20 protein-coding genes are annotated in these 23,728 nt (G+C 65.6%); 2 read left to right on the top strand and 18 right to left on the bottom strand.

The window, feature by feature from the left end; all coding sequences use genetic code 11:
- Nucleotides 1-3 precede the first annotated feature (3 nt).
- From K7711_RS40125 to K7711_RS40065, 13 genes are all read right to left on the bottom strand, one after another.
- Nucleotides 4-2,715 (bottom strand): hypothetical protein, encoded by a 2,712-nt coding sequence (locus tag K7711_RS40125; RefSeq protein ID WP_222976943.1) that lies wholly within the window; start codon nucleotides 2,713-2,715, stop codon nucleotides 4-6.
- A complete protein-coding gene (locus K7711_RS40120) occupies nucleotides 2,712-5,246 on the bottom strand; it encodes an ATP-binding protein (protein ID WP_222976941.1) in 2,535 nt (844 codons plus the stop codon). The genes K7711_RS40125 and K7711_RS40120 overlap by 4 nt, the downstream gene beginning before the upstream one ends.
- Nucleotides 5,246-5,746: a hypothetical protein gene (locus tag K7711_RS40115; RefSeq protein WP_222976938.1), complete on the bottom strand. Its 501-nt coding sequence runs from the start codon at nucleotides 5,744-5,746 to the stop codon at nucleotides 5,246-5,248. Before K7711_RS40115 ends, K7711_RS40120 begins: the two co-directional genes overlap by 1 nt.
- Complete coding sequence (locus K7711_RS40110; protein WP_222976936.1) at nucleotides 5,743-6,006, bottom strand: hypothetical protein; 264 nt, start codon at nucleotides 6,004-6,006, stop codon at nucleotides 5,743-5,745. The genes K7711_RS40115 and K7711_RS40110 overlap by 4 nt, the downstream gene beginning before the upstream one ends.
- A gap of 18 nt (nucleotides 6,007-6,024) precedes the next feature.
- Nucleotides 6,025-7,071: a conjugal transfer protein gene (locus K7711_RS40105; protein WP_222976934.1), complete on the bottom strand. Its 1,047-nt coding sequence runs from the start codon at nucleotides 7,069-7,071 to the stop codon at nucleotides 6,025-6,027.
- 125 nt (nucleotides 7,072-7,196) lie between these two features.
- Complete coding sequence (locus K7711_RS40100) at nucleotides 7,197-8,315, bottom strand: GAF domain-containing protein (RefSeq protein ID WP_222976932.1); 1,119 nt, start codon at nucleotides 8,313-8,315, stop codon at nucleotides 7,197-7,199.
- Nucleotides 8,316-8,561: 246 nt separating this feature from the next.
- On the bottom strand, nucleotides 8,562-9,461 hold the full coding sequence (locus K7711_RS40095) for an ROK family protein (RefSeq protein ID WP_222976930.1): 900 nt from the start codon (nucleotides 9,459-9,461) through the stop codon (nucleotides 8,562-8,564).
- Nucleotides 9,462-9,508: 47 nt separating this feature from the next.
- Nucleotides 9,509-9,715 carry a hypothetical protein gene (locus K7711_RS40090; protein WP_222976928.1) on the bottom strand — a complete coding sequence of 69 codons (207 nt, stop codon included), beginning with the start codon at nucleotides 9,713-9,715 and terminating at the stop codon, nucleotides 9,509-9,511.
- A 479-nt stretch (nucleotides 9,716-10,194) separates the two neighbouring features.
- A complete protein-coding gene (locus K7711_RS40085; protein ID WP_222976925.1) occupies nucleotides 10,195-11,988 on the bottom strand; it encodes a sugar-binding protein in 1,794 nt (597 codons plus the stop codon).
- Nucleotides 11,989-12,098: 110 nt separating this feature from the next.
- On the bottom strand, nucleotides 12,099-12,665 hold the full coding sequence (locus K7711_RS40080) for an SRPBCC family protein (RefSeq protein ID WP_222976917.1): 567 nt from the start codon (nucleotides 12,663-12,665) through the stop codon (nucleotides 12,099-12,101).
- Nucleotides 12,665-12,979, bottom strand: a complete 315-nt coding sequence (locus K7711_RS40075; protein ID WP_083896482.1) for an ArsR/SmtB family transcription factor — start codon at nucleotides 12,977-12,979, stop codon at nucleotides 12,665-12,667. The genes K7711_RS40080 and K7711_RS40075 overlap by 1 nt, the downstream gene beginning before the upstream one ends.
- A 125-nt stretch (nucleotides 12,980-13,104) precedes the next feature.
- Nucleotides 13,105-14,115, bottom strand: a complete 1,011-nt coding sequence (locus K7711_RS40070; protein WP_308015167.1) for a fatty acid desaturase family protein — start codon at nucleotides 14,113-14,115, stop codon at nucleotides 13,105-13,107.
- Between the two features lie 474 nt (nucleotides 14,116-14,589).
- On the bottom strand, nucleotides 14,590-15,420 hold the full coding sequence (locus tag K7711_RS40065) for an AraC family transcriptional regulator (RefSeq protein ID WP_222976915.1): 831 nt from the start codon (nucleotides 15,418-15,420) through the stop codon (nucleotides 14,590-14,592).
- A gap of 75 nt (nucleotides 15,421-15,495) precedes the next feature.
- Between K7711_RS40065 and K7711_RS40060 the strand changes: the two genes are divergently transcribed.
- Nucleotides 15,496-16,272 carry an alpha/beta fold hydrolase gene (locus tag K7711_RS40060; protein WP_222976908.1) on the top strand — a complete coding sequence of 259 codons (777 nt, stop codon included), beginning with the start codon at nucleotides 15,496-15,498 and terminating at the stop codon, nucleotides 16,270-16,272.
- A 76-nt stretch (nucleotides 16,273-16,348) separates the two neighbouring features.
- On the opposite strand, the gene K7711_RS40055 is transcribed toward K7711_RS40060, so the two are convergent.
- From K7711_RS40055 to K7711_RS40035, 5 genes are all read right to left on the bottom strand, one after another.
- A complete protein-coding gene (locus tag K7711_RS40055; protein WP_040832474.1) occupies nucleotides 16,349-17,170 on the bottom strand; it encodes a YceI family protein in 822 nt (273 codons plus the stop codon).
- On the bottom strand, nucleotides 17,167-19,755 hold the full coding sequence (locus K7711_RS40050) for an MFS transporter (protein ID WP_222976906.1): 2,589 nt from the start codon (nucleotides 19,753-19,755) through the stop codon (nucleotides 17,167-17,169). Before K7711_RS40050 ends, K7711_RS40055 begins: the two co-directional genes overlap by 4 nt.
- A gap of 13 nt (nucleotides 19,756-19,768) precedes the next feature.
- Nucleotides 19,769-20,284 carry a MarR family winged helix-turn-helix transcriptional regulator gene (locus K7711_RS40045; RefSeq protein WP_222976898.1) on the bottom strand — a complete coding sequence of 172 codons (516 nt, stop codon included), beginning with the start codon at nucleotides 20,282-20,284 and terminating at the stop codon, nucleotides 19,769-19,771.
- Between the two features lie 523 nt (nucleotides 20,285-20,807).
- Nucleotides 20,808-21,086 (bottom strand): hypothetical protein, encoded by a 279-nt coding sequence (locus tag K7711_RS40040; protein ID WP_040832471.1) that lies wholly within the window; start codon nucleotides 21,084-21,086, stop codon nucleotides 20,808-20,810.
- Nucleotides 21,087-21,092: 6 nt separating this feature from the next.
- Nucleotides 21,093-22,604, bottom strand: coding sequence for a hypothetical protein (locus tag K7711_RS40035; protein WP_222976896.1), 1,512 nt, complete (start codon nucleotides 22,602-22,604; stop codon nucleotides 21,093-21,095).
- Nucleotides 22,605-22,944: 340 nt separating this feature from the next.
- Here K7711_RS40035 and K7711_RS40030 point away from each other — a divergent pair, with 340 nt between their 5' ends.
- Nucleotides 22,945-23,688, top strand: a complete 744-nt coding sequence (locus K7711_RS40030) for an SDR family oxidoreductase (RefSeq protein ID WP_222976887.1) — start codon at nucleotides 22,945-22,947, stop codon at nucleotides 23,686-23,688.
- Nucleotides 23,689-23,728: the final 40 nt, after the last annotated feature.

Below are 23,728 nucleotides of genomic sequence, written 5' to 3'. Positions count from 1 at the left end.
CAATCAGGTCCGGATCGGACCGATCGCGCCTTCCAGAGGATTCTTCACCGCCGTGGTCCAGTTCGCTGTTGCCGCGGGCGTAGGTGTACTCGATCCGGCAGGGTACACCGAATTCGCTCCGGTTCGCTTACCGCCGGTCTGCGCCTCCTCGGTACTCTGCAGAGCATCCATCGAGTTTCTCACCTCTCTGAGATTTTCCGAACTCATATCCCCCATGAAATCACGGACTTTCATCAGTAGATCCGTCGATTCGTCTCCCGCGAGTTTTCCTTCCATGCGCTTCGCGGTCATCGTTCGATGCATGCGAACCTGCGCGAGTCGCGCAGCTTCGGCGGCAGAATCGCCGACTATCGGTGTTGCGATACTTTGAGGTAGGGGCAGCGCATCCAATTCCTGGATGGCATCGATGAGGGCTCCGTTCTGCAACGCACCGTTTCCATCGAACTTCATTTCCGGCATGCTGTGGTCACCTTGCGCCCACCGTTGCAATGCTTGAACTCTGGCCGGATCATGTCTCGCATGGTACTCGTCGAGATATGCCTGTTCATCATGTTGGAGATTGACATTCGGAGGGGCCGCCCTGGCATAGGTCAATGCAAACTGCTCCATGTGCGATACAGCGGCGGCTGCCTCATCGATGTACGGCCTCGCATTTACACCGGGAGACAAAGTGGCAAGCCTGTGTGTCGTCTCCTGGACATATTTGACAGAAGCCGCCAAGGAACCGAGATTCTTATCTTTGATGACATTCTGATCGGCAAGTTCTTCGATACGGTCGAGAGCAGAAACTCCAGGCCTGTAGAACCTCGCTTTATGTCCCGCCACATCCATGGCCCCGCCCATACTATGGGACGCCACCTTTTTACTTCTCAAATAATGAATGCTGGCCGCCATGCCCCGCCACGAGTTGAGACCGGCGGGCCTGCCGCTGCCCACAGCATTTTCGATTCGGCCATCCGGGCGGCGTACCGGGTGACCGACGTAATACGCACGATCCTTGGCAGCCGCCTTGGCACCCTCGATCTGCTCGCGCTTGTCGACAATGCCCGCCCGCTGCGACGGCAGCCAATCCCGGCTACCTGTATGTCTCCAGTTGTTCCGCTGCGCCCGCATCTCCGCTCGCGCACCCGGTGAAAACGGGTGACGTGTCCGAACCCACAGCCATTCGGTCAGCGGCGAAGTGCCGATCACGCCCAACGCGCTCATCCCCTGCATTGCAGCGGTTGTCATCAGCAAGCCATGCGCCGCGGTGCCCGGAACTCCACCGCCGCCACCTCCTCCGCCACCGCCGCCTCCCCATGTCTGGCCATAGCCCAACACGCCGGTCTGCACTGCCGTCGCGACTCTGCTCGTGATCGCCTCACCTCCCCGCGTGACACTCGCGCTGATCCGCTTGTACTGAAAGACCATGATGATCATCACCGTGCCACCGAGAACGATGACCACCATGACCTGCCCTTTGGCCTGTTCGAACAGATCTCCCAGGAACAGGAGGTAGACGGCGACGAATACAATTTCGACAATCATTCGCCATGCGGCAAGGAAACCGTGTACGACATTGGCAATCGTGAAGGTCTGTGACGCTCCGTAGATATACCCACCCGCAGCGAACCCTAAAAGGGCCAGAAATCCATGATAGATCGTGTCCAGAGCAGCCCAGATGATCTTGATGGACAAATATGCCGCGAACATCAGCAGGATGCCTCCGAACACCAACAGCAAGAGTCCGGCTCCGACCTGCCCCCAGTTCGGATGGTTGGTCGCCGAATAAGCAGCGGTGTCGCCGCAGCTCTTCAATCCACTCTTGACCTTGCCCTCGTCTCCTGCGGCTATTCCCGCCGACCATGCCTCCTTGCAGGCCGGTTGATCGTCGACCACATGCCCGAAATTCCATACCTGCAGCGGTTTTCTGACCAGATTATCCGTCAGAATACCTTGCATGGAATTCACCAGAGTCGTCGAATCTCGACTGTTCTCGCCATTCAGTCCGGCAGCTACCGCGACACCGACATCACGCCCCTGCGCCAGCAACCCGTCCGAGGACAGAATTTCGCCCAGCGGGTCCGCCAGAAAAACCGGGCTCAATACCGCCACCACAACCATGGTGACAACCTGAATGGTGGCTTTGGAGTGCAATCCACGCACTACGAAGTAGGCAACGAACCCAGCACCGATCGTGACCGAAACTACAAAGACGAGCGGCGTTGCAATCTGCCCGGTGAAGGTTTTCGCGGTAGCGTGCAACGGGGCGGCGATGATGTTCATCCAGCCGAAACTCAGCGTGGAATCAATCCCCCAGATCGCGAGCTGATCGATGGACAGCCACCCCATTGCTATCAGGCTCAGCAGGGACCCTAATATCGTATTGCCCGGATTGAAGATGCTTCCATGATCGATTATTATCGTATAATTCGACAGTGGGACACCCGACGAGTCGTGAGTACCCAATCCGCTCGTTGCACTGTTCACCGATGACACGGTGCTCGGATCGACCAATGCGGAAGCGATCCCGCCCACCAATCCGGGAAATACGAACAGGGCGAGCAGGATACCGATGATCCAAGCGGTCCAACGCCGCCGCCGAGTTGCCCTTATCCAGCCGCGGCACTGGCGGTACACCGCGCGCGGCTGCCAGCGATCCGGATTCCAGAATTCCGTATCCCATGCCGACTGGGACCACCAACGGTCGCGCAGTCGCAGATTATGGATACTCATCGGACAACCTGTCTTTCCGGTAAGGCCGGGCGGCCGCCCCCAGAAACCGTCGAAGGCGTACTGGTGATCGCGCGGGCCCGGTCGACACGGGCCGGGCCGAGAATCTTGCCGCGACCGATCCGGTTCAGCGCATCGCGCATGAACATCTCGCCACGGCGTTCCTCCGGTACCTGCCGCCCCGGACCGACCGGCGGCGAGGTCTCCTCCCGCAACATCGGCAGCAGGAACGGTGCCTGCTCCAAGTCGACGCCGAGCCATTCCAGACTGTTGCGGGCAAGGGTTTCATCGCGCTGTCGAAAGACGAACCGGTTGGGGATGAGATTGTGTGCCGCGCCCTGGAAGTCGGTGGCCGGATCGTGGGAGGCCAGTCCGATCGCGGCCAGATGCTTACGACCGTCACGACTGAAATCCGAGGTCACGGACGATCCGACCTGTGTCTGGGTGAAGTGGTGCGCTTCGTCGCCCACCAGGAGCCCGAAGACCCCGTTGTCGGTGAGGAATGCCTCGCGGGCGGCCACGCCCACCAGCTCGTACAGTGCCGTCCCGAGCCGCTTGGTCAGCGGCAACCGGTTGTACAGGTGCGGTGTGACGAGTTCCTCGGCCGTCGGCAGGGCGAGGTTATGGCTACGCACCACCGTGGCTGCGGCGTCCAGACGAAGCGGCGGCAACTTCGGATCGAACAAGACCGGCATCCGGTTCGCCACCGTGCCCAGGCGGGCGGCCAGATCCGCGTACTCGTCCATACTTCCGGGTTGATCGCGCAACCGGCCGACGGTCTGGAACAGGTCGAGCAGACTCCGAATGCGGTGCTCGGCAATACTTCTGGGCGTCAGCAGATTGCTGAGGGCGGCGCCGGTGCCAGAGGTCGGCGAGAGGTCCAGCAGCGGCAGGATCGAGTCCAGGGTCCGTTCGCCGGCGACACGGGGCTCGAACATCCGCAGCGGATCCAGCGACACTGTCGGATTCGCCAGATCGATGATGACCGCGTCGTCGATCGCCGCCGCGAAATGCTCCCATTCGCCGACCTGGCTACGATCGATCGCCAGGAATTGACCACCCAGATCGTGGACCAGCACCGCCATGAGCTTCAAGAAATAGGACTTGCCCGAACCGAGTTCACCGGTCACCGCGAACGACGCGGACAGATCGTGCAGCGCGGCTTCCATGATGCCGAAATGAATCGGCTCGAAATGCCCGGACAGCAGGTTGACACCAATTACCGGACCACTGTCGTCACCTACCTGAGAGGTGTTGAACGGCACGAACCCGGCCCACATATCCGAGGGGAGGATATGCGCGAAATCGTCGAACGCCCGGCGCCGCGGACTTCCGGGAATCAGCATCGACCACAGGTCGACCTGCGCGCCGACGGGTGCGGTCATCTCGATCTGGAAGCGCTTGTACCGGCGTTTGAGGCTGTTCACCGCGTCCATCGTGATCTCGCGGGTCGGCCCGCCGACCGCGATGACGGTGGTGAACGACACCTCCGATTCGCCGCCGTTCACCTCGAAGTGCTGGTTGTACTCGCCGAGCATCTGCACTTTGGAGGCCAGGGTGTTCTGCGCGAAGGAGATCTCTTGGTCACGCTGATCCATTTGCTCGCCCAGCCGCCGCAGGCTCAATTCGTTTCCCTTGAGCACCTGGTCGGCCGGCTTGGTCGAAATCCGCATTCCCCAATCGACGGTTACATCCGGCAGACCGTCGAGCACGTTGAGAAACTCACTCCCGCCGGGAAACATCATGCCCGCGTAGGGAAACGAATGTGGGGTCAACATCGATTGATAGGCCGGCAGGAAGTCGAAGTCCGGTTGCACTACCTTGACTATGGGCACGAACGACGGCCGTAGCCGCCGGGAGCTATCGGTGTGGGCCCCCTCATCGAGTGCAGCGGACCGGAACACCGCCGCGGTCGCGTCGTCGAGAATCTCGGCGCGGGTGGGTGCGAACGGATCGCCGGATGCGCCGCGATTCAGGTAATGCTCCCACAACCACTGGAACAGTGCGGCCGGCACCGGAACCGGATCAAAATCCCCGCCGATCCGCGACAGGATCTCATTCGCCTTCTCCGAGTACTGGTCCAGTTCGGCACGGGATACTGCGGTGGCATCGATCGTGGTGGTGCTACCGCGCCACATGCGAGACAAAGCAGAGACGCCCGTGGTCGAGGTCGTCCCTACCGGGATCGTCAGCAGGAAAATACGCGTCTGCGGCGTGATCGCGCGGACGCGCTCGAAGGAGGCGACGACCTCATCCGCATAGTCCTCGCAGTTGTCGAGATCCACGCCCTCGATCATCTTGGTCAGAACATCGACCGTGTTGAGCCGTGCCTGAATTCCCAACAACAGCGAGCCGTTCGGAAGGCTGGTGACCAGCGAGTGATGCGCCATCTTCACATCGAATTTGTCAGAGGTCTTCCGCAAGCCGTAGCCGAGCGGGTTGATGAAATAGGTCGCGGTCACCAGGCCGGAATGGGTGAACTGCAAATTCCCGCGAATGGCCGCAGTAGGCTGCAGATCGCGTTCGAAAGCCATCAGTCGAGTCCTCCGGATTCCACCACCACGGAACTGTCCCCCATGCTGGACAGCGCGAGCGGCCATCGCGCCGCGGTCGGGCGCTCGGGCAACGCACCGGGGCTGCCGTCGGGCAGGATGACAACCACAGATTCTTCGACGAACGTCAACGTATCCGCCGATTCGTCATCAATCGGCACACCCGACGCCGACACCGGCTTTCGCACGACAATCAACCGTCCCACCCACAACACCCTCGACGTCATTCGAACCCCCGTATACGGCACCAGTCCGAGCCCGAACACGGTCAGAACCGTCACCACCAGCCCGATCACGAAGGTGACCGCCGGATTCATCGGCAGCACCATCGCACACACCGCACTGAGCGCCAAAAGCCCTGCTCCACCGGCGATCTGCGGCAGGGTATAGGGGCCGAACGGCAATTTCTGCCCGTTCTGCGCCTTGCCGATCATGGTGGGGACGCGCTTGATCGGCGTGAACACCTTGACCGGGGTGGTCACTGATAGCTCCCGATCGGGTGGTCGGGAACGATGGTGTTCGAGTCGACGCGCGCATAGTTCACCAGTGTCGGCAGCAGCCAGAACAACACCGCCGCCAGAATCGCCGAGCCCGCGACGGTGATGATCCGCGACGGCGAGAGCTTGGATTTCGCTGCCTCGGACAAGAGAATGCCCATGCCGATGATCGCGATCAGAATGATTCCGCCCCACCGGACCCATTGCAGGACGTAGACCAAGATGACACTCAGTTGACTACCCATGAGACTGTCCTTTCCGGATCAGTTCTGTTTCGCCGGTGGAACCTGCACCGCGCTGGAGGGAGAGGTGGTTGCCACACTCGACGGGGTGCTCTGCACCTGCGGCCCCTGGGTGGCGTCGCCGACCACTACGGTCAGCGGATTCCGCAGCGGCGGAAGCGGATCGATGCGCTGCACCTGCCACTGCCCCGCGCTGAAGATCATCGTCAGGGGGTAGGCCAGCGTCGGTGACGCGCCATCGGTTGCCTTCGGATTGACCGTGGCCAGCACCCGGGCGGTCCCGCCGCCGGTGCCACAACCCGTGGTGTCGGTGGAGACCGTGGCCGTCTCGACCGAGACGAACGGCGCCGGGGCCGGAGCGACCATTCCCGAATTCGGCACCGTGTAGCGGGACAGGTCACCGGATCCGGTCAGGTACGCGGTCAGGAATCCGGAGACGACCTGCCCGAACGGGGTGTCCGGACTACACGAATTCTGGTTCGCCAGAGCCAGGTCCGAACCTCGCCCGGGCGCGTCGACGGCGGCGGGCAAACTCAGTGCGCGCACCCGCCCGGCGGCGACCGATACCGCGACGCGGTAGTACTGCCGTCCCGGCCCTGCGGTAGCCGACGCGTTGCTGGCACTTGTGGTCGTACCGCTGCTCGACGCCGTGCTGGCAGCCGCCGAGCTGCTGGTACCTACCGCGGTTCCGGCACCCTTGCCCACCTTGGCCGAGATCGTCACCGACCACACTTCGAGCTGCGGATTCGACACCTCGCGCTCGGCGAACACGACGGCCGGGTCGGACACCTGACGCCCGGTGGAGGGCAGTGTGACCTGCTGGCCGGAACTGACGTATTCCGCGATCTTGTCCTGCTGATTGGCCGACGCGCTCAGATACGTCACCACGAAATCGCGGGCGAACGATTCCGCCAGCTGCGAACGCCCGACGATCTTCGTCGTCGTATCGTCCGAGGGACCGGGCGGCGGCGTCGAGAACCAACCGAGGATCGTGCGGCCGCCACCGAGGACAGCGAGAACGGCCAGGACAGCGACCAAGACGTTGTCACGGCGGCGGCGTGCGGCCATTCGGCGAAGTAATTCATCGCCTGAATCCGCCGATCTGCCAAGAACTGTCCGCACTCCCGGAATGGTAGATAGCCTGGCCCTTCCGGGCGGCCACATACTCCCAGCTCTGGGAAGATACGGAGACGTCAGGCGGAGCTGCGCTTCATGTAACCAGCGAGCCAATGCCGCAGTTGATCGTCGTATCCGATCGGGCCGGATAGAGGCGTATCCAGCGTGTGGCGATGCGGTTCCAGCACCGGAACGTCGTCTGCGACACGAAGCAACTGCGCGATTGCCAACTGCCGACTCGAATATCCCGGATAGGGGTACAGCAGCAACGAGGTCGGGGTGTAACCACCGACATAATTGAGCGCCCGCACCGTCACACTTGCGGTTTCACCGGCCCGAAGGCGGTCGTTGAGCTCGGCCAGGCGGGCTCGATCATCCGGATGGAAGACATCGATCGGCCGGAACAGATAGTCCCACCGAACCCAGGGGGCCGGATCGGTGAGCCAGTGCGAAATGCTGGTGTGCTCGAGTTGGACGACCGCGAGATGTGTTCCGGCTCGGCGATGAGCTTCCCGCAGCCCGATGCGTTCGAGGGCGGCCCAGGAGACGGGCGAGTCGTCCGACGACACGTCCTCGATCAGCCACCACGCACCTCGCGTGCGATGGTCGTCGCGCGCGCGAATGGTGATGCGCCAGCGGCCCGCACGTCCGGTCGCATTCGGCACCGTGGCCTCGAACTGCAGCTTGTCACCGGGCTTGGGATCATAGAGCAGGTCGAGCACCTCGGCGTGCCGATCGAACGCGGACATCCGGTGGAACAGCCCCGCGATCGACATCCGGGGCACGTACTCCTCGGCCGAGATGCCGGTCAGCTGCGTCATCCCGCTCGGTTGCTGCAGGGTTTGGGTGTTCAGGTCCCAGATGGCGCCCACCGCGGACCGCGATTCCGGAACCCGCGCGGTCGCCGGACCGATCCAGAGCCGAATCGCGTGCACATCACCGGCGGGCCCGAGCACCGGCCTGATCTTCAGTTCGTGCGGGCCCGACCGGGTCGGAACCCGCACGTCCACATCCTCGGCCTGCCCGCGCGCCTGTTGCATGGCGGTGGCAATGCGGGGCGTGGTGAAACTGTCGTAGACCGCCGGCATCTTGCCGAGTACCCGCTGCAGGACCCGTTGCCAGTCCACGAACCCTCGCGGGGTCTCCCCCGCCGACACCACCGACATCGCATCCGGTGTCAACGTTTCGATCGTCATCCATGGGATCACTGCGCCGTTTTGCATCGAACTCGCCCGTACCCGCCGTTCTTCGGTTTCGCGACCATCACCTGGCCACACCAACACCTGTACAACGTACCGTTATTCAACGGTACATTCAACAGGGCATCAGCGACGGCGTGTACAAGATCTGCTCGATGGCTGCGTACGGGCACACAACAGCCGAAGGGGTCGATACGAAGGTGCGCGGATCAGGTCCGCGCACCGAAACGGCCTACCCGGTACTTACTCCTCGGGCTGGTCCGCCGACATCGCGAGTACACCGGCGCCGGCAAGCACACCGAGCCCCTGGAGTTCGGAGGGCACGACCCGCAGGCCGGTCAGAAATCCGAGCCTGGCATGCGTCGCGACGGCAGAGACGAGCGGTTTCCACAGTGCGGGACCGGCCTGTGCCACCCGGCCACCCACCACGACCAGATCGATGTCGAGCAGCGGTGCGACCGAGGCGATAGCCCGGCCGAGCGCGGTACCGGCCCGACTCATCGCCGCGACCGCTATCTCGTCACCGACCTTGGCCGTTTCGGTCAGCGCGGCAAGCGAATTCCCGGTCCAGCCCTGGCTCCGCGCCCAGCGCAGCAGCGCGGCGCCACCGGCCACTGCCTCCAGACAGCCGCGACTCCCGCACTCACACGGATCATCGAAACCCGGAACCTGCACATGTCCGAGGTGTCCGGCGTTCCCGGTACGTCCGACGACGACGAAACCACCGACCATGACACCGGCGGTGATCCGATGCGACACCGATATCGCCAGTGCGTCCATCACGGACTGCGTCGCGCCGAAGGTACGCTCGGCCAGGCCCAGGCACACGCCGTCGATGGCGAGCCGGACCTTCGCGACGGGGAAGATCTTCTGCACCGCATCGACGATGCCGAAACCCGTTTGCCATTCGGCGATATCGGTCGGAGCGATCACCCCGGCGCCCATATCGATCGGCCCCGCCGAGGCGATGCCGACGGCGGTGACCTCCTCGTCCTTCGCGACATCGAGTAACAGGTCCCGGCAGGCATCCCAGGCCCCGCTCATCGGAACCGGAATCCGCTGAATGTCCGCATCGTCGGCATCCTGCGCCACCGGCCCTACCGCGAAGCCTTCAGGACCGATCTCCAACGCCAGCATCGTCATGAATTACCCACCGTCACACTATGATTCGCCGTCATGCCCGGATTCGGTCACTCGCCGGTCCCGGTCGGCCGCAGCCGATGCCCGAGCACAATACGCCGCCGCGGGGTGGGCGGTGCGGGCTCGGCGCACATCGGGCGCGCACCGTTGCGGATGATGCGCAGGGGTCGTTTGTGGTCGATCGGCACGACACGATGCCGATCCAGGTTCTCCACGACCTTGCCCGCACCGTCGTAGGCGACTCCGGCCCAGATCATCGACCGAGGACCGTTACCGCGGGCGATCAGGGAATCGGCCAGTTGCCGGCAATTCGCGTACAGGGGGCATTCGGAACAGATCTGGACAGCCGCTCGCCACGTGTCCGGGGTTCCAGCATCCATATCCCAGTCGTCGGGTCCGTCCGCGCACGGCGGCCGATATGCGGATCGGCCGCGATTTGCCGAAAACTGTTTGGGCACATGCGATTCGATAACAGTCCGACTGGTCTGCACGGTGGTCATAGCCGCCTCCGGGGATGCCTAGAGACGCACGCGAGAATGGTGCGTTTCATGGTTGATCGGGCATCAGGGCTGCTCAACAGTCCCCGGAATACAACAGCGCATTCACTGCTGTACACGGCACGTTAACCCACGATCGGGCGCTCGGCAAGGCTTTTATCGCTATGCAACGGCTCATTGATCGGGTGGTAACTTTATGTGTCGCTGATCAACGGCCCACCATTATACGGACCAGTTCGTCAGGACATTATCGACACTCCGGTACGCCGAGCCTGAACCAGCGCGTCCTGCGAATCGACGCTGCGCGCCGCCGCCCGCGGAATCACGGGCGCAATCCTGCTCGCCGGCCCCTCCGCCGCGGGCCGATAGTCCGCGAGTGTCGCGGTACCCCACACGTAGGGGTCGGCCTGCGGGCTGCCGAACGGCGACCACGCCAGGCGGGTCTGCCCGACCTTGTCGTCGGTGTCGGAGTTGTAGACCAGGATGTTCATCGCGAATCCCGCCGGATCGACCGGCGCCGGTAATTCCCGGAACGGGATCTTCACCTCGACCGTGTACCCCCGATACGGCTCGGTGACCACCGCGGCCACCTGAATTCCCGGCGCGGTCACCCGCGCCGGACCCTGATGATTGTCGCCGTCACGCTCGGCAGCCGGACCGCACCCACCGCTGGTATACGGCAGGATGCCTGCTTTGAGTGTGGTCGACGTGTCGTCGGAGTCACCGCGCGGATCGATGGTGATCTCGACCGAGTCGGTGCGCCAGTGCCGTTTCACGTCGTCGCAGGCCAACGTGGCGCCCTTCCGGTGATCGGTCACGTCGACCAGTACGTACAACTCGTCGCCGTACCTGGACACCTTCGCCGTCGCGGTGCAACGGTCGTCGCCCTGCCAGACCGCCAGCGGGAGTTCCGGCCCCGGGTACTCACCGGGGCCCTCGGTGCCGTTGAGCGTCGGGGCGACGGCAACGGCCGGGATCGTCGTCGCCGGGTTCGGCGGGTAGTCCGGCCGGACCCGGTTGGCCAGCCACGGCAATCCGACTCGGTCCGCCCACGTACAGAATTCGGCGTACAACGGCTCGAGCCCGGTCTGCCGATGCACGGCAACTTCGGTGAACCGACCGTCCTCGGCCAGCACGCTGAACCAATCGGAGTCGAGCTGTTGCGGATCCGAAGACACCTGCGCGGGCATCGCGGCGAAACCCTGCGTGCAGTACAACCGCGCCGCGTTGCGCTCGACCTGCGCCCAGGTGGTTCCGTGTTCGTCCGAGCGCGTGCCGGACCACACCCCGATGACCGGCAGCCCGGTGTCGGGATCGGTGCGTTGCTGCCCCGGCGGGTTCGGCCCTAGCAATGATCCGAAGCCGTAGTTCTGGGCAAGCAGACGGCTCGTGCGCCAGGACGTCAGTCCCTCGACGGTGATCTGCTCCGGGAACGCCCGCGGATCGGCTGCCAATCGGAATGCCTCGATCCCGAGACGCGCCGAAAACTGATGGCCGCCATGCTGATTGAACGGCCGGGGATCCATCACCACGATCGTGTGCGGCGTGATCTGGCGTACCAGCCGCACCAGGCGCGCCAAGGTGTCCTGCTCACCCCAGATGCTCGCGGTCAACGGCGCGGACAGGGTGTACCAGAAGTCCGGCTTGTCGAGGTAGTAGATGTTCTCGATCCCGACCATGCCGACCGCCCGGCGCTCCTCGGTCTCGCGGATCAGCCCCAGCTCCGGCCCCTCCTGCGGCCCGACGGCGTTGCCGCCGCCCTCACCGCGGGTGATGGTGACGACACTGGTACTCCAGCCGAGGGTTTCCCGCCACTGCCCGAACGTGGACAGGTTGAACGATTCGTCGTCCGGATGCGCCCCGATGAACAACACATCGGTGTGCGCCCGACCGCGGATCACGCCCGCCGCGCTCCGGTTGCCATCCTGGCCGAAGCTGTCCGAGGAGCCGTCCGCGACCAGCCACGCCGCGGTCAATGCCGAAGCCAGGACGACACGCCTGCTCAACTTGCCGCCGCCACCCGCCGTCGCCATCCACTCTCCAGCCGTCCCGCATTTTCACCACCGGTCGATTCGCCGACGAATCACAGCACATCGACCGCCGGGCCCCCAGTAGCGGCGATACTGATCCTCGGCGTCCGCGCTCAGTGCCCCGGGTCGCCGGACAGCGGCGGTTCGATCGGTTCCACGCCCAGTTCGGCCGAGTACGCGCGATTCAGTTCGGACCAGCCGTTGTTCATCGCATCCGCACCGACGATCGGGCCGATGGGGGTGCCCGCGAGCAGGAGTGCGGCGACGTCCAGGCACAGATGCCAGCCGGCGGCCATCATCGCGGCCTGGGCGCGGTCGGACAGATGATGGGTCAGGTGAAGCGTTGTGCCACCGGCGGTTTCGGTGATCTCCCAGCGCAATATCTCACCGCTCCAGGTGTATTCGAGCAGACGCGGCCGGTCGACCTGCGAAACCTCGCCCGGCAGTTCGAGTTTCGTCTCGCCGTCGATCATGATCAGCGTCACCGGACCGAGTGCTGCCAGCGATCGATCGGCGGTGTAGGGCGCCCATTCGGCCAGCTCCCCGGGATCGGTGAGGGCCGACCAGACCGCCTCCGGCGGATGCGGGAAATCGCGGGTGAACACCAGCGACCACTGCCCGCCGGAGTCTACGAGTTCGACCGGATGCAGGGGGCTGGGCCGATAGGATTGCGTGCTCATCAGGGCCGATCCTTTCTGTCGAGGTGACGCCCGAGGGCGTCGAGATGGTGATGCCACAGCCGCAGATACGGCGAGAGCCAGCCGTCCAGCTCCTCGAACGGGCCGGGAGCCAGACGGTAGACCCGCCGCTGCGCCGCCACCTCATACGTGACGAAACCCGCCTCGCGCAGCACCTTCAGATGTTTGGACACCGTCGGCTGGGACAACTCCAGCCGATCGACGAGCTCGCCGACGGTGGCCCGGCCGGTCCGCAGCTGATCGAGTATTCGCCGACGCTGCGGCTCGGCGACCACGGAGAACGGATCGGCTGCCACAGCGTCAATATACCTCATCAGGTATATACGCGAAAGGGAATATTAGCTCGATCGCGGTGCCTGCTACATCACTCGCGACGGCCTGGTACGCGGCAGCCTCCGCAGGGATGGACGTGCCAGGTCGATCACCGAGCGTGTTTACCGACCTCGTTCAGATGCCGCAACGCCTGCGAGTACGACTCCAGCAACCCGGTCTCGCAGTAGGGCACTCCGCGCTCGGCACAGAACCGGATCACCAGCGGCCGGACCAGACGCAGATTGGGCCGCGGCATCGACGGGAACAGGTGATGTTCGATCTGATAGTTCAGACCGCCCATCGCGACGTCGATCACCGGCCCACCGCGGACATTGCGGGAGGTCAGCACCTGACGACGCAGGAAGTCGATCGACTCGCCCTCCCCCAGCACCGCCATCCCCTTGTGATTCGGCGCGAAGGTACAGCCCATGAACAACCCGAACAGCCCCTGATTCACCGCGATGAACGCCAGCGCCTTGCCCGGCGGCAGCACCGCCGCGACCAGCGCGAGATAGCCGACGGCATGCGCGGCCAGCAACGACGCCTCCCAGCCCCGAGCCCGCATCGGCCACCGCAGCACGGCCTTGACGCTGGCGCCGTGCAGGCTCGCGCCCTCCAGCAACAACATCGGGAAGAACAACCACCCCTGGTAGCGGAAGATCAGTCGCCGCACGCCCCGCCCGATCGCGGCCCGAGCGCCGGAGTGCGCCAGCACACCCATGATGTCCGGATCGGCCCCCTCGGTGTTGGGGTGCGCGTGGTGCCGGTTGTGATTACTGGTCCACCAGCCGACGCTCACCCCGATACAGAGATTCCCGGCGATCAGACCGAAAAGGTGGTTCGCCCGCCGGGTGCGGAAGATCTGCCGATGTCCGGCATCGTGGCCCAGGAAGGCGAACTGGGTGAATGTCGCGGCCAGCACGGCGGCGGTGACCAGCTGCCACCACGAGTCACCCACGACGACGAAGACCACCCACCCGGCCACCAGCACCGTCATGGCGATCGCGGCGAGCCGGACGTAGTACCGCACCCGTCGCTCGAGCAGTCCGGCGGACCGCACCCGCCGCATCAGCGCCGCATAGTCACTGCCCCGCGCGCCGATCGAATCATACTGCGCCACAGCACTTTCGACCGAGATGTTCACTTCCGAGGCGGATCGCAGCGCAACTCCGCCCGCTGAATACTCCAGTACCACGCACGCCTGCCGTTCTGCTTCGATTCGGTTCTCCGGGATCCGTGCCACCACACCCGACGGCTCTGTCCGGCTGCTCGCGACCGGTCGTGGCCGACCGCCGGCGCTCGCGGCTCGCACACTCGGACAACAGGATCCCTCGACGACACATCCAGCAGGTGAACAAGCACACGGCTCGACACCGCATCTGTGTGAAAAGCCTAGTCCCGGACCGTGACGACCGATTCACCGGTGGTTACCGCGCCGCCCGAGTTCGCCGCAGTCAATCGACCATACGCGGGACCGCGCCCCATCGCGATCCCGGAGCCGGGAAGAGTGTAGCGGGCCCCGGCGAGAGTATCGGGGTAGGGACGAGCGGAAGTCCTCCGGCGGCGGCGTCCGAGTCCGGTGTCACGCCCGCGGTCACCGATCCGCGTGCGGAGTCGTGCCGGTCAGGCGGCGATAGAACTTGACGAAGTTGGTCGGCTCGGTGAATCCGAGTTCGGCGGCCAGGGCGGCGACGGTGACGTCGGTCGTGGCCAGACGACGCCGGGCCTCCAGGGCTATTCGTTCGTCGAGGAATCGTTTGGCGCCGACACCTCTGCTGTCCCGCACCGCGCGATCGATGGTTCGGCTACTCGCGTGGACGATCGGCTCGTAGTCCCGCACATGGTGATGCCGTTGATGGTCGGCCTCCACCGCCGCGGCAAAACGCTCGAAGACCGTCGAACCGCTGCCTGGGACGCCCATGGCCGCTGGGATCAGCGGCCCGAGGGCGAGCCGGAGCGCGTCCCTACCATCTCGTGTCGAAAAGTCAACGGCAAGAAGGAGTTCCAGATGCCGCAGTGCCGCGGCAGCGAGCCGGTCGCGCGGGTCGACGGACCATTGGCTCGGCCGCAGCCCATCCTGGGCGAAGGCGGCGACAGGCGTGCCCGGAGCGAGCGCCGCGGGGGCGAACAGCAGCAGCGCGCCACGCAGACCGGAGTCGCCCAGAATGCGATGCACCTGCCCCGGACGCAACCAGAACACGACGCCCGCACTCAACTCCAGCCGCTGGAAGTCGATGGCATGCAACCCTTTTCCACCGGTGATCACGCCGACGACGTGGAAATCCGGACGGACCGGCCGCCGCCGCACCTGCCCCCGCAGCACATCGGTCTCGGGGAAACGCAGCACCTCGACCGGCAACGAGCCGACGATCTCCCGGGTCGGCGAATATCCGACCCCCAGGACAGTTTGACGTGATTCGACCATGACTGGTTGCCAAACTACCTCGCCACATTCGAATCGACGGACTGGAATGGAGATATTCGACCATTCAGGAGCACGATGTACCCGATCACCACGCACGGTCAGCATTTCCACGTCACCGACAACGGCGCCGCCGGTCCCGCGATCCTCTTCCTGCACGGCAACCTCATGGATTCGACCATGTGGGACGGCGTGGTCGAAGAACTCGCCGAATATCGTTGTCTACGTCTCGATTTCCGACTGCACGGCGGCACCGAGGACGACGGCCTGCCGTACACCTACTGGGATGCCGCCCGTGACACACTGTCCGTCCTCGACGCGCTGGAGATATCCGAAGCCCACTTGGTCGGCCACTCCCAGGGCGGATTCACCGCCCTGCGCGCGGCACTGCTGGCGCCCCACCGCATCACCAGCACGACCCTGATCGACACCTCGGCCGCTGCGTTCCCGGGCCCCGCACTGGAACAGATGGCGCGCATCCGGGACGGGTTCGCCGCCGGAGAGGTAACGGCCACCGCCTCGGCGGTCCTGGACCTACTGCTGGGCGTCGATGCATCGGCAACGCCCCAGTGGCTCAACCGCATTCGACGTCAACCCGCCGAACGCCTGGCCCGCGCGGTCGGAGTACTCATGGGAGCCGACAGCATCGAGGAACGGCTGTCCGAGATCACCGCCCCGGCCCTGGTCGTACACGGCAGCGCCGACCTGCCCATATCACCCGAAGCGGGCGCTCGGATGGCTGCCATGCTCCCGGCCGCCGAGCCCCTCGTCCTGCTCGACGACGTCGCCCACACCCCACCGGTCACCCACCCCGCCCAGATCAGCGCCCTGCTGCGCTCCTTCCTCGGACGCTGAGCGCCGCGACGACGGCCCCGGATACGACATTGGGCCGCCCCGGTTCGGAAACCGGGGCGGCCCAATGGAATTCGCATTACATCTGGGGCAGCTGATCGCCCTGGACGAGTTCGATGTCGAGATCGATCTTCACCGTGGTGCCGACCGCGGCGATACCCGCGCGCACCATGGCGTTGTAGTCGATCGCGAAATCGTTGCGGTGCAACTGCATCTCGGCGTGGAACGCCGCGCGCACACCGCCCCACGGGTCGGGGCCGTAGCCGCCGTAGGTGATGTCCAGCTCGATCGGACGGACCTGGCCGTGCAGGGTCAGCTCGCCCGCCATCACCAGCTTGTCACCGCCGACGCGGCGGAAACCGCTGCCGCTGAACGAGATCACCGGATACTCCTCGGCATCCAGGAAGTCCGGCGACCGCAGGTGGTCGTCGCGCATGCCGATGCCGGTATCGATGCTCGCGGTCTTGATCTCGGCGAAACCCGTCGAATTCTCCAGGGTCTCGGCGATGTTCAGCCGACCGCTCACCTCCGCGAAGCGCGCCTTGATACTGGCGATGCCCAGATGCCGCGCGGTCGCGATGACCGTCGAGTGCACCGGGTCGATGGTCCACGGACCGGCCGGCGGGGCCGGATTGGTCCCCGCCTCCGGAGCCAGGACGATCTGTCCCAGCCGACCGGAGCCGTCCGCGCCGACCCGCGCCACCTGCGCCACCGGCTGGAAGCCCGGCGCGGTGATGATGGCGGTGCACACGCCCGCGGGCAGCGGCTCGGTGGCCACTTCCCCGGTCGCTCCGGCCGTCGCCCGCGCGAGCTGACGGCCGCTCAGATCGGTCACCGTCAGCACCGCGTCCGGTACCGGCCACCCTTCGGTGGTGTGAATACGTGCCGTCAGTCCACTCATGACTGCTTCGTCGCCTCCTCGTAGCCGAGCCGCACATCGTGGTTGATCTCGCCGCCCGCGACGGTGACCTGACTGGTCACCGGCGGGTAGCCGCTGGCCACCACGGTGTACTCGCCCTCGGGCAGATCGGACACCAGGTAGTGGCCGTCCGCATCGGTGCGGGCGGTCGCGACCGGCGTTCCGCTGACATCCAGCACGGTCACCTGCGCATCGGGCACCGCGTGTCCGTTCGCCCAGGCCGCACCGGACAGCACCGTCATCGCCGAGAGTTCGATGTCGTGCCGCAGCAGCCCGCTCTCGGGAACGGTCAGCGTCAGCGCGTTGGGCCGCATGTGGTCGGCGACCGCGACCAGGGTGTAGATACCGGACACCACGCCGTGGCAGACGTACGTGCCGTCCTGTCCGGTGACCGCCGCGCCGACGACCTCGCCGCGCATATCGGTCAGGGTAACCGTCGCCGAGGGCAGCGGCTCACCGCGTCCGGCCGAGCGCACCACGCCCGACAGTTCGCCCGAACCCTGCAGGGCCACGTCCAGCGACTGCGACCCGTTGCCGACGGTCACGTTGACCGCCGACGGCTGGTGTCCGCCCGCCGAGACGATCAGCACATAGCTGCCCGACGTGGGCGCACCGATCGTGTAGCCGCCCTCGGCGTCACCGGTCGCCCGGGACACCTGGTGACCGCGCGTATCGATCAGCGTGAGCGCGGCGCCGGCGACCGGCCGCCCGTCCTCGCGTCTGATCCGACCGCCGATCGTGCGAACCTCGCCGTCCGCCGAGGCGAATCCGGCCGACGAACTCCTTATGGCCATCTGTGACACCGCCGTTCCATTCGTATGCGCAGCCGCGCCGTTACCGTTGCGCTCGATCGCGGCATGCCTGCCCGCGACCGCACCGGCCAGCACCGGCTCCGGCTCGGAGAGTGCCTGTGCCGCACCCTCCCAGACCTGACTTTCCTCCCACGAACCCGTGGTCGCGTCGATCGGCTCGCTCGCCTTCGCCGCCTCGGCCTTGGGGTCCGCCAGGGGGATCTCCTTCATGAACAGCAGCACCAGGCAGGCCACCAGGGCCACCCCGGCAGCGGAGTAGAACACGCCGTGCAGCGAGTTGGTGAAGCCGATCAGGATCGGATCCTTCACCACCGACGGCAGCGAGGCGATGCTGCTGGTATTGCTCTGGATGCTGCCGAGCTTCGAGGTATCGAACCCGGCCGGCAGACGTCCGCCGAACGCGTCGATGATCTTGTGCGGCAACAGGTTGAACATGATCGTCAGGAAGACCGCGACACCCAGGGTGCCGCCCATCTGCCGGAAGAACGTCGCCGACGCGGTGGACACACCCATGTCCGAGCGCGGGCCCGCGTTCTGCGCGGCGATGATCAACGTCTGCATGCAGCAGCCCAGACCCAGGCCGATAATGCCGCTGAACAGCAGCGGCTGCCAGATCGCGGTGTCGTAGTGCACCTGCGAGTACAGCAGCGCGCCGATCGCGATGATGAACGTGCCCACCACCGGCAGCACCTTGTACCGGCCGGTGAACCGGGTGACCTGCCCGGAGATCAGCGAACCGATCATGATGCCCGCCACCAGCGGCAACATCAGCAGACCAGCCGAGGTCGGCGAATATCCGCGCACCACCTGCCAGTACAGCGGGACCATGGAGATCGCCCCGAACATCGCGATACCGACGATGAAGCCGCCCGCGATGACGACGCTGAAGGTCGAGTTCTTGAACAGCCGCAGCGGAATCAGCGCCGCGTCCTTCATCAGGTATTCGATGAAGATGAACAGGATCAGCCCGACCGCGCCGATGGCGTAGCAGATGATCGACTTGCTCTCGCCCCAGCCCCAGCCGCGGCCCTGCTCGGCCACGATCAGCAGCGGCACCACACATATCGCGAGCGCTATCGCGCCCCACCAGTCGACCTTGTGACTCTGTTTTCGATGTGGCACGTTCAGCACTCGCGCCACCACGCCCAGGGCGATGATGCCGATCGGCACGTTCACCAGGAACACCCAGCGCCAGCCCTCGAGGCCCCACAGGTGGTCGAAGCCGGAGAACCAGCCGCCGAGCACCGGCCCGAGCACCGTGGAGATGCCGAACACCATCATGAAGTAGCCCTGGTAGCGCACGCGCTCACGGGCCGGGACGATGTCACCGATGATGGTCATCGCCAGCGACATCAGACCACCGGCGCCCAGGCCCTGGAAGGCACGGAATCCGGCCAGCTCGTACATCGAGGTGGCGAACGTACACGCCGCCGAACCGATGACGAAGATGCCGATCGCGGTGAGGAAGAACGGCTTTCGACCGTAGATGTCGGCCAGCTTGCCGTACAGCGGGGTGCTGATGGTCGCGGTGATCAGATAGGCCGTGGTGGCCCAGGCCTGCTGATCGAATCCGTGCAGGCTGTTGGCGATCCGAACGATCGCCACGCTCACGATGTTCTGATCCAGCGCCGCCAGGAACATGCCCAGCAGCAGTCCCGACAGCACTGTCAGAACCTGGCGGTGGGAGAGGAACGTACTCTCTTCCTCCACTGGTCCGGACCGAGCCACCGGCGCCTCGGTTGTCGAAGTCGTCATAATTGTTCAAACCCTATTTCGGTTCGGCTGTACACAGCGATGGGGTTGTCTCGATATCGGCGTTGAGCCGGTCGAGAAGTGTGATGAGATCGGACCGCTCCGTCGCGGGCCAGTCGGCCAGGATTCCGGCGAGCCAGACGTTCCGTTGCCGGCGGGTCTCTTCGAAGACGCGCACTCCCTCCTCGGTGGCGGCGAGCACGCAGGCGCGGCCGTCGACAGGGTCCGCCCGGCGTTCGATCATGCCGTGCGTGACGAGGGATCGTGTCTGCCTGCTGATGGTGGAGATCTCGGCGTGCAGCTGCTCGGCGATCTTGCCGGTACGCTGCGGGCCGTCGTGGACCAGGCAGAACAGCACCGCGTATGCGAGTCTGTCCAATCCGTCCGGACCGTGCTTGGACATCTGTGTCTTCGCACGGTTCAGTGCCCGCATGAACCGCACCAACTGGGTGCCGAGCCGATCGGCGTCGTCGAGGACGGCACTGCCGGAGCCGGCGGCAGGTACCTCGGGGTCGAGGCCGATAGTGGTCATGGGGATTCACCTTCTCCCATAGATCTGCAGACTTGGTTAGCGCATACAACTAGTTGCCAAAGCCAACTATACATACGCCCAGGCACCCAATCGCAAACTGAATTTTCGGCCTCCGCTCCGCTCCGGCGTGCCGCGGCCCCCAAGGGCCGATTCTTCCCTCCTCCGCTCCTGCGCTTCGCTCCCCCACTCCGTCAGTCCAGACTCGACCCGGGCCGCGGGCTCGGAGTTGGCGTCATCGGGCGTGGATGCACAGTGTGACCTGGGGTTGGCGCCTCGTCGGTCCGGCTACGGCCTGGATGTCGGCGCTGTCCGAGGCGGGTGGAGCTCAGATGATGCCGAATGCGTTGTTGCTGGTTCGGTCGATATGCAATTGTGTCGTTCCCCACTCCGGCGATCCGAGATCGGCGCGCGCCGCAGCCCACCGACACAGGTCATTCGTTACCGGTCGGCAAAAGGATGAACACTTGTCCAACAGCTGCGTGCCATGAATTCATCCCGGCCCGCCGCACCGGGGTGTGGCCCGCTACTGCGCCGGGATCTCCCGGGCCGCCTCGACGACGAACCGGTGGACCAGGGCGAACGGCAGCGGCTGGTCGGTGAAGGCGGTGAACACGAACTCTCCGGAGGCGTCCTGCCCGAACGCCTCGAGCACGATACCGCGACCCGGCGAGGGACCCACGTCCTCGAGTTCCCAGCCCAGGGTGTCCTGCTCACCGCTGTCGGTGACCCGCCACACCACGTAGTAGCGGCCGCCGTACTCCCACCGCGGCGTAACCGCTTGCGATAACGCGGGATCCGACATCGCGACTCAATCCGATCCGGTGCCGCGCAGGAACAACACCCGGTCGCCGTAATCGGCCAGCGCATGCGCCTGCCCGGCCTGCCGGATGCCGCTGGTCGGCAGATTGGTGAGCTTGGAGAACGTCGCGGTGTTGCCGAACGCCGCACGGACCTGGGTCTCCGAGGCGTAGTCCGCGCCGTAGTCGGCCAGGACCGCGAAGTTCAAGGGAGCCAGGGGTTTGTCCAGTGCGGGCTGTCCGGCCGGACGTCCCAGCGCGGCGTACTGCGCGGCGACACCCTCCGCGTACCAGCACAATTCGTAGGACATGTGCTCGGTGGTGTTCACCGTGATCACCGGCCACTTCTGCGAAAGCCGCAGGGCCAGCGGGTTTCTACCGCTGGGAGTGAGCTCCCAGTAGAGACTGGCCACCGAGATCCAGCTACCGCCGCAGCGCTCCACGAGCACCACGTCGTCACCGAGGTTCTCGGTGAGATTCATCTCCGGATCCGGTATGTGCCAATGGGTTTCATGCACACCCTGGAAGGAGGTGCTGGTGGTGGGCTGCACGCCGTCGGCCGCGTAGGCGGCGATCACGGCCGCGCGAACCTGCGCCACCGCATCGGGACTCGCGCAACGCACCGCGATCGCGCCGAAGGAGGTGGCGATCTCCACCGGCTTGGACGGCAGGTCCGGAAGCGCCCCGGCCGCAAGGGGTTTGAGCCCGACCAGGCCGAGCTTCCAGTTGATCTCCTCGATCGTCGACAGATCGCCGGAGGTCTGGTAGAGGATCTGCTGCTGGGTCAGATAACCCGCGCGCTCGAGTGTCTGACACTCCAGCTTCCCCAGTGCGGCAACGGTTTTGCTGGTGAAGTCGAGTTCGGCGATGGGAGTCGCGCGCAACCGGCTCGTCATCGGCTGGCTGGTCCAGGCCGAATACCGTTCGCGGTACATCGCCAGCGCCTGCTTGCGTGAGCGGCCGATCATCAGCGTCCGCAGCAACATGTTCAAGCTCGCCAGATAGTAACGGCCCGACTGGTCGGGGTCGGCCGCGAACAGACCCGCGCGAATGCGCACCGCCTCGGCACTGGCGTCCACCGCCGCGGACGGATCCAACCGGCACAGCCACACACCGCATTTGGACAGCCCGTCGGCACAGACCGCGGCCGCGGCCGGATACTTCTGGGCCACCTGGTGATAGGCGTCGCAGGCCTGCCGAATGGTCGAGGTCGCCAGCTCACGATGACCGATGGTGCGCGCGGCCTCCTCGAACAGCCGCAGCGCCTCCTGCACCTGCCCGGCGAACTCCGCGGTGACCTGTCCCCGGATCAGCCAGCGCAGCCGGATCAGCACCGCCTCCTGCGCCGGTTCCAGCGAGGCCGGGGACCGATCCCGGTCCGAACCGTCCTTCTTCGTCGCGATCAGGGCGCGGGCGAAATCACACAGCGAGGCGGCCAGGCGCAGATCGGCCTCGGCCGAGCGCTCCTGGGTGGCGGCACGCCTGTCCTGCGCCACCTGGCGCTCGATGGTGCTCAGCTCCATCGCAATCCCAACTCCCGCATACCCTTCCACGCACGGTCGTCGAGCGGCCGCATCGTGCGGTGCCGAGTCTGCCACAGATCGCCGCCGGGCATGGACCGGACCGGGGCCTGCGAGCACCTGCCGATGCCCCGGCAGCGGGGCCTGGATCACCTGCCGAGGTCCCGGTGACGAGGGCCCGCGATCACCCGCCGATCTCTCGGCAGCGGCGGCAACCGCGACGGTTCGCGGCGAGTACCCGTCCGGCCACCGGTGATCGACCGGCCCGACAGATCGAAGGAGGGCGAACCCGTGTTAACTTAACCCCGAGATCATCGTTCCGCATCATCGAGAAGGCTGGGTCATGACGGTTGTTCGCAGCGCACTGGTCACCGGCGGCTCACGGGGCATCGGCGCCGAAGTCGCCCGCCGCCTGGCCGGAGAGGGATACGCGGTGACCATCGCCGCGCGCACCGCCGAAACCCTCGAGCAGACCGCGCAGGAGATCCACGCGGAGACCGGCGCGCAGATCCACCCGTTCGCGGCGAACATGGCCGAACAAGCGCGAATCACCGAGCTGGTCGACGCGCACGCCGAGCGGTTCGGCGGCCTGGATCTGCTCGTGCTCAACGCAGGTACCGGCAGCGTGGGCACGGTGGCGGAACTGACCGCCAAGGCGCGCGACCGGATGCTCGACGTCAACTTCCGCGCCCCGCTCGCGCTCATCCAGGCGGCGCTGCCGCTGCTGCGCTCCAGGGCCGAGGCCGACCCGCGGCGCGGGGCCAAGATCGTCGCGCTCGCCTCGATCACGGGTGTCGCCGGGGAGGCCGGCCTGGCCCTCTACGGCGCCACCAAGGCCGCGCTCATCTCGCTGTGCGAAACGGTCTCGCTCGAGGAATCAGCGCGCGGCGTCAGCGCGACGGCCATCTCCCCCGGCTACGTCGACACCGATATGACCGCGTGGAAGCACGGTGAACTAGAGCCCTCCGCCATGCTCCCCACCGCGGACATCGCCGAGATGGTGCTCGCGGTGTCCCGGCTGTCCGCCCGCGCGGTGGTGCCCAACATCGTCATCTCCCGCTCGGGCGATCAGCTCTGGCGCGCCTGAGACTGCGGCGTACCAGGGACATGCGGCGCACGCGAGGCGG

This window comes from Nocardia coffeae (assembly GCF_019890715.1).
In the GTDB taxonomy this organism is placed as follows: Bacteria; Actinomycetota; Actinomycetes; order Mycobacteriales; family Mycobacteriaceae; genus Nocardia; species Nocardia jiangxiensis.
This window is presented reverse-complemented; position numbering and strand designations above follow the sequence as displayed.